Source organism: Achromobacter sp. NPDC058515, assembly GCF_042721735.1.
GTDB lineage: Bacteria > Pseudomonadota > Gammaproteobacteria > Burkholderiales > Burkholderiaceae_B > Achromobacter.
In genome coordinates this window covers 192,021-204,440 of record NZ_JBHXNI010000013.1, presented here as the reverse complement: position 1 = coordinate 204,440, position 12,420 = coordinate 192,021, and the positions used below count along the sequence as shown (strand labels likewise).

Below are 12,420 nucleotides of genomic sequence, written 5' to 3'. Positions count from 1 at the left end.
TCTTGCACGAGGATCTGGTCTTCGTGGCCTTCCACGTAGACGTTGCCGACCGAGTCGGCGGTGAAGGCGCCCTGGGTGATGTTGCCCTGGGTTTTACCGGTGATGCTGATGTAGGCGGGGGTAGGCATGACGGACTCCGTTGTCGTCGTAATGGCCCCGAAGGGCCGGAAAGCTTCCCGAAGGAGGCGACCCGACGACATATGCAAAATCCATGCCAAGTTAATGAATAAAAAATAACCCCATTAAAATCAAGCACTTGAAAAGCAAACAAACCCCTTTCTAGTTGCTTATCAAAACCAGGACATCAAAAACCCGAGATTTTCACGAAAAATCGGGCCAAATTTGACCCGGTTTTTTCTAAGTGCTTGATAAATAAGGAATCGCACCGGGTCAAAATTGGCCCGGGCGGGTCAAATTTGGCCCGCTCTATCTTCCAGAACGATTTAGCCGGCGAATCGGGCATCCCCTGCCCCAACGTTCCGACCGTGACGGCACTGCGCAAAAGCCGGCCCTACAGCGCCTTAAGCGTGCTGAAAGAACCAGAACGCCACCCCAGTCGGCAAATCCCTCCCGAATACGCATTAGTGATTTGAATATGCAGCCAGGGCTGCACAGGCGCGCAATCAGAAAACAGATATCGACATGAGAATTCAATCGTTCTAGCGCGACGGCGCATCGGCCAGACTGCGTTTTTCCAAAGCGCACACAGGAACACCGATGTCCCTCCCCTCAGTCACCGGCCTGGACCACTACATCATCCGGGTCAACGACCTGCAGGCGGCAACCGACCGCTACGTCAGGCTGGGCTTCAGCCTGGCGCCGCAAGGCCGGCACCATCGCGGCACGCGCAACCAGACCATCATCCTGGATGCGAACTATCTGGAACTGCTGACCTTTCCCGAAGATCTGAAGGCGCAGTCGCGCTTTGGCGGCTTTGACGACGCCTACGAAGGTCCGGTGGCCACCGCCCTGCAGACGACAGACAGCACGGCCGTGCATGCCGAGCTGGCGCGCCTGGGCATCGATGCCGAGCCGCCCGCCAGCGGCGGCCGGCCCGTGCACCTGCCGGAAGGCAGCGAGGACGCCGCCTGGAACAACACCCAGTTTCCCGTCGGCCTGCTTGGCGTGCCCGACTTCTTCACCTGCGGCCACCTGACGCGCCATCTGGTCTACCGGCCCGAATGGCAGGACCATGCCAACGGCGCGCGGCGCATCGAAGCGCTGATCGCCGTCCATCCCGAACCGCGCTCGCTGCGCGCCGGCTATGAGCGCGTGTTCGGCGCCATCGCCATCGGCGAACTGCCCGACGGCGGCCTGCAGGTGCGGCGCGGCAGCCTGCGCATCGATTTTCTGACGCCGGCCGCGTTTGAACAACGCTACCCGAAGGTCCGCGCGCCGGCCGGACTGCCTGCCGCGGCCCAGGGCGGATGGTTCGCGGGGTCGGTCATCGGCGTGCGGGACCTGCAAAAGACACGCGCGCTGTTCGACGCCAACCAGGTGAACTACCGCGCCAATGCGCGCGGCGAACTGGTGGTGCCGCCCGAGGACGCGGGCGGCGCGCTGCAAGTCTTCGCGCAGGAGGCCTGACATGAGCCAGACCCTGCCCGACTACTGGGACTGCTTCGCCAGCGACTACGCGGCGGCGCGACTGGCCTTCGTGACCGCGGCCGCCGGGCGCGGCGCGGCGCTCTTTCGCCATGAGCACCCCACGCTGAAGGACGCGCAGGGCGAAGCCCTGAGCGTGGATGTCGCCGTACTGGGCCGACGCGACGCGCCCCGCACCCATCTGGCGATCAGCGGCACGCACGGCCTGGAGGGCGCGGCCGGTTCGGCGGTGCAGCTCGCGTGGCTGCATGCCGACGGCGGGCGGCCCTTGCCGGACGACGTGAACGTGGTGCTGGTGCATGCCTTGAATCCGTATGGCTATGCGCACGACACCCGCACCACCGAGAACAACGTCGACCTGAACCGCAATTTCGTCGACCACACGCGCCCCTACCCCGCCAATCCGCACTACGCCACGCTGCACCCGCACCTGATCCCGACGCAATGGACCGAAGCCACGCTGGACGCGGGCGCCCGGGCGCTGGCGCAGTTCAAGGACGCGCATGGCGCGGACGTGCTGTTCAACGTCACCGCCAGCGGCCAGTACACGCACCCGGACGGCCTGGTCTACGGCGGCCAGGCCCCGGAATGGTCCAACCGCACGCTGCGCCGCATCGTCGATGAACACCTGGCCGCCAGCGAGCGCGTGGCCTTCATCGACTGGCACACCGGCATCGGCGAATACGGCGAACCCTTTTTCCTGTGCTTCAACGACGACGGCAGCCCGGAGCAGGCGCAGGCCGCAAGCTGGTGGGGCGCCGAGCGCGTGCGCGACCAGCGTCCGCACGGCCTGGCGCGTCCCGACTATCAAGGGCTGGTGTTCCGCGGCGTGCAGCAGGCGCTGGGCGAGTGCGCACTGGCGGGCGCGGTCGTCGAGTTCGGCACGCGCGGCCTGCAGATGCGGCCCGCGCTGCGCCTGGACCAGTGGCTGCGCTTCAAGGCGCCGCTGGCGGCCGACGCCGCGCGCGACGCCCAGTTGCGCGCCGACCTGGTGGACGCCTTCGTTCCCGTATCCAGCGTGTGGCGGCGCAGCGTCGTCGCGCACGGCCTGCACATTACGCGCCAGGCCATAGCCGGCGTGGCCGGCTGGTGATTTTTTTCCCATACAACCTCTCTTTAACTGGCAGTCATGAAAGCTATTGTTTTGCGTGAACACGGCGGCAGCGACAAGCTGCGCCTGGAAACCAACTTCCCCGATCCCGTGGCCGGTCCCGACGACGTGGTGATCCGCGTCAAGGCCTCGTCCCTGAACTATCACGACGTGTTCACCCGCCGCGGCATGCCCGGCATCAAGCTGCCCTTCCCCGTCATCATCGGCCTGGACGTGGCCGGCGAGATCGTGCAGACGGGCGACAACGTGCGCGACTGGAAGGCGGGCGACCGCGTCCTGGTGGACCCGATAGACCGCGTCGACGGCGGGCTGGTCGGCGAGACCATCCACGGCGGCCTGGCCGAGCTGTGCCGCGTGCCCGCGCACCAGTTGCTGCGCCTGCCCGACGAGGTCAGCTTCGAGCAGGCCGCGGCGCTGCCGGTGGCCTACGGCACCGCGCTGCGCATGATGAACCGCATCGGCCAGGTGCAGCCGGGCGAAAAGGTGCTGATCCTGGGCGCCAGCGGCGGCGTGGGCGTGTGCGCCGTGCAACTGGCCAAGCTGGCCGGCGCCGAGGTCATCGCCTGCGCCGGCACCCCCGAAAAGGGCGAGGCGCTGCGCGCCCTGGGCGCCGACCACATCATCCTGTACACGGAAGAGGACTTCCTGAAGGCCGTGCAGGAACGCTTCGGCAAGCCTTCCCGCCGCCGTGGCGGCAAGCCGGGCGGCGTGGACGTGGTGGTCAACTTCACGGGCGGCGACACCTGGGTCAAGTCCCTGCGCTGCCTGCGCCTGGGCGGACGCCTGCTGACCTGCGGCGCCACCGCCGGCTTCGATCCCAAGGAAGACCTGCGCTACATCTGGACCTTCGAGCTGCAGATCCGCGGCTCCAACGGCTGGGACCGCGACGACCTGCATGAGCTGCTGGCGCTGGTGCGCGACGGCCGCCTGCGCGTGGAGGTGGACCGGGTCTGGCCACTGGAACAAGGCGCCCAAGCGCTGGCCTCGCTGGAAGATCGCAAGATCGTCGGCAAAGTGCTGGTGGCCTCATGAGCGCGGTGCTGGATGCGGCCGAGATCCAGGCCAAGTTCGACGGATCGCCCTTCATCGCCTGGCTGGGCCTGTCGGTGCGCGAGGTGAACCACGAACATGGCGAGCTGACGGTGCTGGCGCCGATGCGCCCGGAATTCGAGCGCGGCGCGGCCAGCGGCCAATGGCATGGCGGCCCGCTGGCTGCCGTGATCGACACGGTGGGCGACTTCGCCGTCGGCATGCTGCTGGGCCGAGGCCTGCCCACGATCAATTTCCGCGTCGACTACCTGCGCCCCGCCGTGAACACCTCGCTGACCGCCGTGGCGCGCGTGCGCCGCAACGGCCGCAGCGTGGGCGTGGCGGACGTGGACCTCTACAACGACCAGGGCGCGCTGGTGGCCATCGGCCGCGCCACCTACGCCACGCTCAGCCAGGGCTGAGCCGGGCAATTCAATCAAGGATTTCATCATGACACTCGCCACGCGCCCCGGACGGCGCGCCTTCCTCACCCGCTCCGCCGCGGGCGGCCTGGCCGCCACCGGCCTGGGGCTGGGCCTGGCGCCCCGCGCCCTGCTGGCCGCCACGGACCAGCCCGGCGCCGATGCCGGCCCCGCCCGCAAGGGCGGCACGCTCGTCGCCACCTGGGGCGGCCTGGAGCCGCAAGCCCTGTTCGTGCCGGGCGGCGGCGGCTCCAGCCCCTTCCAGACCTCCACCAAGATCCTGGAGCGCCTGCTCAAGCTGGACGCGGACCTGAAGTTCCAGCCCGCGCTGGCCCTGTCCGTGACGCCGGCGGCGGACTTTCGCAGCTACACGATCAAGCTGCGCGAAGGCGTCGCGTGGCATGACGGCGCGCCCTTCACGTCGGCGGACGTGGTCTACAACGTGCTGCAGCACTGGAAGCCGATCTCGGCCGGCATCGCGCTGAAGTCGCTGACCGAGGCCACCGCGCCGGACCCGCACACCGTGGTGCTGAGCTTCAATGCGCCCGTGCCGGAGTTCTTCCTGAAGTCCACGCTGTCCGGCCAGTACCAGCTGCTGGTGCCCAAGCACCTGTACGACGGCAAGGACCTCATCACCAATCCGCTGAACAATACGCCGGTGGGCACGGGCCCGTGGAAGTACGGCAAGTGGGTGCGCGGCAGCCACGTCGAATACCTGCGCAACGACAAGTACTGGAATCCCGGACTGCCGAACCTGGACAAGCTGGTGATCCGCTGGTGGGGCGATCCGGCCTCGCGCGGCGCCGCGCTGGAAACCGGCGAGCTGGGCCTGGCCTATTCCAATCCGGTGCCTGCCCGCGACATCGACCGGCTGATCAAGACCGGCAAGGTGGTCGTGGACACCCGCGGCTACCAGAACACGGCGTGGACCGTGACGGCGGAATTCAACCAGCGCCGCGATATCGTCAACCGCCGCGAGGTGCGCCAGGCCATCCTGCACGCCATTGACCGCCAGTTCATCGTCGACACCATCTACTACGGCCGCGGCAAGCCGGCGATTGCGCCCATCTTCAGCAGCAACCCGCTGTTCTTTACCGAGGACGTGCCGCGCTACCCGTTCGACCCCAAGAAGGCCGCCGCGCTGCTGGACGCCGCCGGCCTGCCCGTCAAGGACGGCAAGCGCTTCACCGTCAACCTGCTGGCCGCCGCCTGGTTCGAGGAGAACGCCAAGCTGGGCCAATACCTGAAGCAGGCGCTGGAAGACGTGGGCATTGCCGTCAAGCTGGATTCCGTGGACCGCGCCACCGCGCTCAAGCGCATATATGGCGACTACGACTACGACATCGCCGTGTCCAACTTCACCTCGCCGCTGGAACTGGTGCCCACCGTGACCCAGTTCTTCACCACCGACGGCATCGTGCGCGGGGCCGCCTTCCGCAACGCCACGGGCTATTCCAGCCCCGAGATGGACGGCATCGTCGCCAAGCTGGCGGTAGAGACCGCGCCCGAGGCCCGCCGCGCGCTGGCCGCCCAGTTCGCGCGCCTGGCCTCCACCGATGTGCCCATCGTGCCTCTGGTGGAAATCCAGTCGTTCACGCTGGCCGGCAAGAAGGTGCGCAACTTCACCACCGGCGCCAACGTCCAGGGCGAAACCCTGGCCGACGTCTGGCTGCAGGCATAGGGCAGCGCCATGCCGATCCGCCTGATCTCGCGCCGCCTGCTTCAGGCCATCCCGCTGCTGCTGGGCGTGGTGGTGCTGAACTTCGCCCTGATCCAATCCGTGCCGGGCACCTTCCTGGATGTCATGACGGCCGAGCAGCAGGTCACCGATCCGGCGCTCATCGAACGCCTTCGCGTCACCTACGGCCTGGACCAGCCGCCGGCCGTGCAACTGCTGAAGTACATCGGTTCGGTGGCGCGGCTGGATTTCGGCTATTCCTACCGGCACAACCTGCCGGTGCTGGACGTGATCCTGGCCCACCTGCCGGCGACGCTGGTGCTGATGCTGGCCAGCATCGCCATCGCCGTGCTGGTCGGCATGGCGGCCGGCATCGTGTCGGCCGTCAAGGTCAACACCTGGTGGGACAGCGCCGTGTCGGCGTTCGCCGTGCTGTGCTTTGCCGCGCCTAGCTTCTGGCTGGGCATCATGCTGATCATCCTGTTCTCGGTGAAGCTGGGCTGGTTCCCGGTGGGCGGCATGGTGACCATCGGCCTGGACGGCGGCCTCTGGCGCCAGGCGCTGGACGTGCTGCACCACCTGGCGCTGCCCGCCATTGCGCTGGGCCTGTTCTATTCCGCGGCCTATGCCCGCGTGATGCGGGCGTCGATGCTGGAAGTCAGTCGCATGGACTACGTGCGCACGGCCTACGCCAAGGGCCTGACGCGCGCCGCCGTCGTGCTGCGCCACATCCTGCGCAACGCCGTCCTGCCCATCGTGACCCTGCTGGGCCTGCAGCTGGGCGCGGTGCTGGGCGGCAGCATCGTGATCGAGGCCGTGTTCAGCTGGCCCGGCATCGGCGGCGTGCTGTTCGACAGCGTCATGAGCCGCAACTATCCCGTCGTGCTGGGCATCCTGGTGCTCAGCTCCGTCGTGGTGATCATCGCCAACATCATCGTGGATCTCGCCTACACGCGGCTGGATCCGCGCATCAAGGCCGCCTGACATGCCCGCATCTCCTGCTCTTAATCCTCCCGCCCGCGTGGCAGCGGCCGGCAGCCGCCCGGCCTCGTTCGCCGCGCGCTTCGCCCGCAATCGCGGCGCGGTGGCGGGCGCCCTGGTCCTCCTGCTGGTGGCGCTGCTGGCCGCCGGGGCGGGCTGGCTCTACCCGGTCAACCCGCTGCGCATCGTCGGCGCGCCCGAAATCTGGCCCTTCGAATCCTGGCGCTATCCGCTGGGCACCGACTCCATGGGCCGCGACATCGCCGCGCTGATCGCGCACGGCGCGCGCGCCACCCTGCTGATCGGCCTGGTGGCGGCCGCCACCGCCACGCTGATCGGCGTCAGCGTGGGTGCGGCCGCCGCCTGGTCGGGAGGCTGGATCGACGAGGCGCTCATGCGCGTGACCGAGCTGTTCCAGATCATCCCCAACGTGGTCTTCGTGCTGACCATCGTGTCGGTGCTGGGCCCGCGCATCGAAACCATCACGCTGGCCGTCGGCCTGGTGTCCTGGCCCCCGATCGCGCGCCTGACCCGCGCCGAATTCCTGTCCTTCAAGGAGCGCGAGTTCGTGCAGGCCTGCCGGGCCGTGGGCATGCGCCCCTTGCGCATCGTCGCCGCCGAAATCCTGCCCAATGCGCTGCCGCCCGTCATCGTCATGTCGTCGCTGGTCGTGGCCGGCGCCATCCTGTACGAATCGGTGGTGTCCTTCCTGGGCCTGGGCGATCCCAACATCGCCAGCTGGGGCCGGCTGGTCGGCGAAGGCCGCAGCCTGATCCGGTCCTCCTGGTACATCTGCGCCGTGCCCGGCGTGGCCATCATGCTTACCGTGCTGTCGCTGAACCTGGTGGGCGACGGCCTGAACGACGCGCTCAACCCCAAGCTGCACAGGCGCTGAGCCGCCAACTTCCGGAATCTCTCCCCATGACGCATCCCCTCAAGAACCTGGGCGACCTGGCCGATCCCCGGCTGCCCGCCGAGCTGCCCGCCATCATCGACCTGCGCCAGCCCGGCGCGCCCGCGCACTACAGCCACGGCGAGGCCGACCGGGTCGCCGGCGGCGTGGCGGCGTGGCTGACCGCCCGCGGCCTGGAACCTGGCGCCCGCATCGCTATCGCGGCGCTGAACCGCGCCGAATACCTGATCGCCTACTTCGGCATCATGCGCGCCGGCTTCGTGGCCGTGCCCATCAACATCAAGCAGTCGCAGGAGAACATCGACTACGTGCTGCGCGACGCGGATATCGCGCTGGCCTTTGTCGATGGCCCCCGGCGCGCCGCGTTCGAGGCCACCGTGCCGGTCCTGGACTTCGACGACGCTGGCCCGCTGGGCTTTGCCGCGCAGATCGCGCCCGCCAGCTTCGCCGCCGTCACGCCGGCGCTGCATGACATCGCGCAGATGCTGTACACCTCCGGCTCCACCGGCAAGCCCAAGGGCGTGCCGCTGACCCACGCCGGGCAGCTCTGGGCCCTGTCGGCCACCTCCGGCCCCGCCGCGCCGGCGGACAAGCAGGCCCGCTACCTGCTGGCGCAGCCGCTGTTCCACATGAACGGCCTGTTCATGGCCAAGCGCGCCTTTGCCAGCAACAGCCTGCTGGTCATCCAGCCCGCGTTCGACGTGGCCGCCTACGCGGATGCGCTGGAGCGCTATCGCATCACCGTGCTGACGGCCGTGCCGACCATGTTCGCCCGCCTGGTCAAGGACCCCGCGCTGCTGCGGGACCGCGACCTGTCGGCGCTGGAGCGCGTGATGCTGGGCTCGGCGCCCATGACCGTGGCCTTGTATGAACGCATCCAGCAGGCGCTGCCGCAGGTGCGCATCACCCATGGCTACGGCACGACCGAGGCCGGGCCCGCCGTGTTCGGCCCGCATCCCGCCGGCCTGCCCACGCCGCCCCTGGCTGTCGGCCACCCGCTGCACCCGGACCAGGTGCGGCTGGCGGACGGGCCGGGCCCGGACGAAGGCGTGCTGTTGATGAAGAACCCCGCCGTGCTGGCCGGCTATCACAACCTGCCGGAGAAAAGCGCGCAGGTGTTGAAGGACGGCTGGTACTACAGCGGCGACGTCATGCGCCGCGACGGCGACGGCTTCTATTATTTCGTGGGCCGCGCCGACGACATGTTCGTGTGCTCGGGCGAGAACATCTATCCGGTGGAAGTCGAGAAGCTGCTGGAATCGCATCCCGACGTGCGCCAGAGCTGCGTGGTGCCGCTGGCCGACGAAGAGCGCGGCAACATCCCCGTCGCCTTCGTGGTGCGGCGCGGCGGCAGCGCGCTGGATGCCGAGGCGCTCAAGCGCCATGCGCTGGCCCACGGCCCGGCCTACCAGCATCCGCGCCGCATCCGCTTCGTGGACGACCTGCCCTGGGCGGGCACCAACAAGGTCGACCGCAACGCCCTGCTGCAACAGGCGCGCGAACTGGAAGCCCGCCAGGCTTGGACTCGGACAGAGAAGGAGGCCGCATGAGCGCCGCGACGGACTCCCTGGCCGGCAAGACCGCCCTCGTCACCGGCGCCAGCCGCGGCATCGGCCGCGCCATCGCGCTGGCATTGGGCCGGCGCGGCGCGCACGTCGCCGTGCATTACAACGCGGCGGCCGGAGCGGCGGATGAGGTCGTCAGCCAGATCCAGGCGTCGGGCGGACAGGCCTGGGCCTTGCAGGCCGACCTGGCGGACCCGGATGCGCCCGCCAGGCTGGCGGGGCACGCGCGCGCCGCCCTGCGCGAGCGCACTGGCGAGGACGGCCTGGATATCCTGGTCAACAACGCCGGCGTCGGACTGCGCGCCCGCTTGCCCGACGTGACCCCGCAGGACTTCGACCGCGTGCTGCAGGTGAACCTGAAGACGCCGTTCTTCCTGATCCAGCACTGCCTGCCCTTCCTGCGCGACGCGGGCCGCATCATCAATATCTCGTCGATGGGCACGCGCGCCGCCTATCCCGAGATGAGCGTCTACGCCCCGGCCAAGGCCGGCCTGGAAGCGCTGACCCTGCTCTTGGCGAGCGAACTGGGCGCGCGCGGCATCACCGTGAACGCGGTGCTGCCCGGCGCCACGGCGACCGACCTGAACCAGCGAGCCCGCGATCCGGAGACCAGCCGCGTCATTGCGCAGACCATCGCGCTGGGGCGCGTCGGCCAGCCCGAGGACATCGCCGACATCGTGGCATTCCTCGCCTCGCGCGAGGGGCGCTGGGTGACCGGGCAGAGCATAGACGCCACCGGCGGGCAGCGCCTGTAGCGCGCGCCCGCGGATTACCTGCGCGGCGCCCCCCGCACAGGTATTCCCATATACATATGTGATATCGGTATTTTTCATGCGGGCCTGGGTCTTTTAGGATTCCAGCGTTGTTGTCCCCTTTACGCTGGAATTGCCTTGCCACGCCTGACTCCCCTGGATCCCGCCAAGCTGGATCCCGCCACCGCCTCCCTCTTCAATCAGCTGCTGCAGGACTACGGCCCCTACGCCAACATGCTGAGCGCCTTTGCGCCGCGTCCGCCGGCGTTGAAGCATTTTTTCTCCTACCTGGTGCAATCGCGCGAAGACGGCCTGATCTCGCCGCGCCATCTGGAAATCGCGCTGCTGACGGCGTCCAAGGCGCATGCCTGCCACTATTGCGTCACGCTGCACACGCCCAAGCTGGCCGCGCACGGCATCTCGCAGGAGGCCATCGATCGCCTGCTGGAACCGGCAGTCCCCGGGCTGGATGAGAAGGACCTGGTGGTGCGCGACTACGCCGTGCTCGTCACGCTGACGCCGGCGCAGGTCAGCGACGCGTTCTACCGCAAGCTGCAGTCCTTCTTCAGCGAAGAGCAGATCGTTGAACTGACCATCCGCATCGCGCTGTGCAGCTTCTTCAAGCGTTTCAACGAAGCGCTGGAAGTGCCGCAGGAAGACGTGGTGGCCCTGGAACTGGAGCATGGCGCGGCTTGAGGCGGCGTGATTCGCCCCGCCATGAGCCCCACCCCTCCCCTCAAGCTGGAAATCCGCAATCTCTCCAAGCGTTTCCAGACCGACACCGGCCCGGTCCAGGTCCTGGACGACATCAGCCTGAACGCGGCCAGCGGTGAATTCGTCAGCATCATCGGCCCGTCCGGCTGCGGCAAGTCCACCTTGTTCAACATCCTGACCGGCCTGCTGGAACACGACGCAGGCACGATCTCGCTGGACGGCCAGGCCCTGCCCAATCTGCGCGGCCGCGTCGGCTACATGCTGCAGCGCGACCTGCTGATGCCCTGGCGCACCGTGCTGGACAACGTGCTGGTCGGGCTGGAAATCCGCGGCACGCCGAAAGCCGAGTCCACGGAGCTGGCGCGCGACTACCTGCACACCTTCGGCCTGCTGCCGTTCCAGGACAGCTACCCGAAGGCGCTGTCGGGCGGCATGCGCCAGCGCGTCGCGCTGGCGCGCACGCTGCTGCCGGACCCGGACGTGCTGCTGCTGGACGAGCCGTTCTCGGCGCTGGACTACCAGACCCGGCTGTTCCTGGAATCCATGCTGGCCGACACCGTCAGCAAGCAGGGCAAGACAGTGGTGCTGGTGACCCACGACATCGACGAGGCGATCGCCCTGTCCGAGCGCATCTTCGTGCTGAGCGCGCGTCCCGGCCGCCTGAAAAGCGTGCACGAGATCGAGCTGGGCACGCGTTCGCCGCTGCAGGCGCGCCACGACAACCGCTTCCCCGGCTACTTCGACCTGCTCTGCCAGGAACTCGACATACAGACCGCCCGCAAGGACGGCGCCCACGCATGAGCCAGACTACCGCTTCCATCGCCCAGGGCGTCGCGCCCCCTGCTCCCACCTCGCGGCGGGCGGGTTTCCGCCTTCCCGTCCTGGCCACCCAGCTGCTGATTCTGGCCGTGCTGTTCGGCGCCTGGGAAGCCGGCGTCCACTCAGGCGCCGTTTCGGGCTTTCTGTTCGGCTCGCCTGCCGGCGTCCTGCAGGCCGCCTGGAAGATGACCGTGTCCGGAGAACTCTGGGAACACGCCAATTACACCTTGTGGGCATCGGCAGCGGGCTTTGTCGTCGGCACCATCCTGGGCACCGCGCCCGGGCTGGCGCTCTGGTATTCACCCTATGGCGCCAAGGTGGTCGAACCCTTCCTGGTCGCGATCAACAGCGTGCCCAAGATCGCGTTCGCGCCGCTGGTGATCCTGTGGTTCGGCACCGGCCTCATCTCGAAGGTGGCGCTGTCGATATCGCTGACTTCCATCGTCGCGCTGCTGGCCGCCTTCCAGGCCGCCAAGGACACCGATCCCGACATCCAGAAGATGCTGGTGTCGCTGGGCGCGACCAAGCGGCAAATCTTCACCAAGGTCGTCGTGCCGTCCGCCCTGCCCGCCATCATCAGCACGTTCCGCATCAACATCGGCTTCGCGCTGGTGGGCACGGTCGTGGGCGAATTCATTTCGTCCAGGTACGGGCTCGGGCACGTCATCTTCGTGGCCTCCTCGCTCTATGACCTGAACACCGTCTGGGTCGGGATCTTCTCGCTGATGCTGCTGGGCTTTGTCCTGTACGCCGGCGTGGACATCGCCGAGAAGCGCCTCCTGCGCTGGAAAGACCAGACCTACGCCACCCAATTCAAACTGTGAACCGCGC

At 68.1% G+C, this 12,420-nt stretch carries 12 protein-coding genes and 1 pseudogene; 12 read left to right on the top strand and 1 reads right to left on the bottom strand.

The features are described from left to right. Positions 1 to 128, bottom strand: a pseudogene (locus ACFWP0_RS21770) (type VI secretion system tube protein Hcp); the annotation flags it as partial. Positions 129 to 717: 589 nt separating this feature from the next. Here ACFWP0_RS21770 and ACFWP0_RS21765 point away from each other — a divergent pair. The 12 genes from ACFWP0_RS21765 (at position 718) to ACFWP0_RS21710 (ending at position 12,413) form a co-directional block, all read left to right on the top strand. Next, complete coding sequence (locus ACFWP0_RS21765) at positions 718 to 1,587, top strand: VOC family protein (protein ID WP_377845522.1); 870 nt, start codon at positions 718 to 720, stop codon at positions 1,585 to 1,587. A 1-nt stretch (position 1,588) separates the two neighbouring features. Continuing rightward, the gene (locus ACFWP0_RS21760) at positions 1,589 to 2,698 is read left to right on the top strand and encodes a M14 family metallopeptidase (RefSeq protein ID WP_377845520.1); all 1,110 of its coding nucleotides are present in this window, start codon (positions 1,589 to 1,591) and stop codon (positions 2,696 to 2,698) included. Positions 2,699 to 2,734: 36 nt separating this feature from the next. Beyond that, the gene (locus ACFWP0_RS21755; RefSeq protein ID WP_377845518.1) at positions 2,735 to 3,748 is read left to right on the top strand and encodes a zinc-binding alcohol dehydrogenase family protein; all 1,014 of its coding nucleotides are present in this window, start codon (positions 2,735 to 2,737) and stop codon (positions 3,746 to 3,748) included. Beyond that, positions 3,745 to 4,167 carry a PaaI family thioesterase gene (locus ACFWP0_RS21750; protein WP_377845516.1) on the top strand — a complete coding sequence of 141 codons (423 nt, stop codon included), beginning with the start codon at positions 3,745 to 3,747 and terminating at the stop codon, positions 4,165 to 4,167. Before ACFWP0_RS21755 ends, ACFWP0_RS21750 begins: the two co-directional genes overlap by 4 nt. Before the next feature lie 28 nt (positions 4,168 to 4,195). Further along, positions 4,196 to 5,848, top strand: coding sequence for an ABC transporter substrate-binding protein (locus ACFWP0_RS21745; RefSeq protein WP_377845515.1), 1,653 nt, complete (start codon positions 4,196 to 4,198; stop codon positions 5,846 to 5,848). Between the two features lie 9 nt (positions 5,849 to 5,857). Further along, positions 5,858 to 6,829 carry an ABC transporter permease gene (locus ACFWP0_RS21740; protein WP_377845513.1) on the top strand — a complete coding sequence of 324 codons (972 nt, stop codon included), beginning with the start codon at positions 5,858 to 5,860 and terminating at the stop codon, positions 6,827 to 6,829. Between the two features lies 1 nt (position 6,830). Continuing rightward, complete coding sequence (locus ACFWP0_RS21735) at positions 6,831 to 7,721, top strand: ABC transporter permease (protein ID WP_377845511.1); 891 nt, start codon at positions 6,831 to 6,833, stop codon at positions 7,719 to 7,721. 26 nt (positions 7,722 to 7,747) lie between these two features. Beyond that, positions 7,748 to 9,289 (top strand): class I adenylate-forming enzyme family protein, encoded by a 1,542-nt coding sequence (locus ACFWP0_RS21730; RefSeq protein WP_377845509.1) that lies wholly within the window; start codon positions 7,748 to 7,750, stop codon positions 9,287 to 9,289. Beyond that, positions 9,286 to 10,059 carry an SDR family oxidoreductase gene (locus tag ACFWP0_RS21725; RefSeq protein ID WP_377845507.1) on the top strand — a complete coding sequence of 258 codons (774 nt, stop codon included), beginning with the start codon at positions 9,286 to 9,288 and terminating at the stop codon, positions 10,057 to 10,059. The genes ACFWP0_RS21730 and ACFWP0_RS21725 overlap by 4 nt, the downstream gene beginning before the upstream one ends. 135 nt (positions 10,060 to 10,194) lie before the next feature. Then, positions 10,195 to 10,752 (top strand): carboxymuconolactone decarboxylase family protein, encoded by a 558-nt coding sequence (locus ACFWP0_RS21720; RefSeq protein ID WP_377845505.1) that lies wholly within the window; start codon positions 10,195 to 10,197, stop codon positions 10,750 to 10,752. 21 nt (positions 10,753 to 10,773) lie between these two features. Then, positions 10,774 to 11,571, top strand: a complete 798-nt coding sequence (locus ACFWP0_RS21715) for an ABC transporter ATP-binding protein (protein WP_377845504.1) — start codon at positions 10,774 to 10,776, stop codon at positions 11,569 to 11,571. Beyond that, the gene (locus ACFWP0_RS21710; protein WP_377845502.1) at positions 11,568 to 12,413 is read left to right on the top strand and encodes an ABC transporter permease; all 846 of its coding nucleotides are present in this window, start codon (positions 11,568 to 11,570) and stop codon (positions 12,411 to 12,413) included. Before ACFWP0_RS21715 ends, ACFWP0_RS21710 begins: the two co-directional genes overlap by 4 nt. The last annotated feature ends 7 nt before the right edge of the window (positions 12,414 to 12,420 follow it).

Coding starts and splice junctions, on each gene's coding strand:
- ACFWP0_RS21710 (WP_377845502.1), top strand. CDS start 11,568: ATGAGCCAGACTACCGCTTCCATCGCCCAGGGCGTCGCGCCCCCTGCT.
- ACFWP0_RS21725 (WP_377845507.1), top strand. CDS start 9,286: ATGAGCGCCGCGACGGACTCCCTGGCCGGCAAGACCGCCCTCGTCACC.
- ACFWP0_RS21765 (WP_377845522.1), top strand. CDS start 718: ATGTCCCTCCCCTCAGTCACCGGCCTGGACCACTACATCATCCGGGTC.
- ACFWP0_RS21715 (WP_377845504.1), top strand. CDS start 10,774: ATGAGCCCCACCCCTCCCCTCAAGCTGGAAATCCGCAATCTCTCCAAG.
- ACFWP0_RS21750 (WP_377845516.1), top strand. CDS start 3,745: ATGAGCGCGGTGCTGGATGCGGCCGAGATCCAGGCCAAGTTCGACGGA.
- ACFWP0_RS21755 (WP_377845518.1), top strand. CDS start 2,735: ATGAAAGCTATTGTTTTGCGTGAACACGGCGGCAGCGACAAGCTGCGC.
- ACFWP0_RS21740 (WP_377845513.1), top strand. CDS start 5,858: ATGCCGATCCGCCTGATCTCGCGCCGCCTGCTTCAGGCCATCCCGCTG.
- ACFWP0_RS21745 (WP_377845515.1), top strand. CDS start 4,196: ATGACACTCGCCACGCGCCCCGGACGGCGCGCCTTCCTCACCCGCTCC.
- ACFWP0_RS21730 (WP_377845509.1), top strand. CDS start 7,748: ATGACGCATCCCCTCAAGAACCTGGGCGACCTGGCCGATCCCCGGCTG.
- ACFWP0_RS21760 (WP_377845520.1), top strand. CDS start 1,589: ATGAGCCAGACCCTGCCCGACTACTGGGACTGCTTCGCCAGCGACTAC.
- ACFWP0_RS21735 (WP_377845511.1), top strand. CDS start 6,831: ATGCCCGCATCTCCTGCTCTTAATCCTCCCGCCCGCGTGGCAGCGGCC.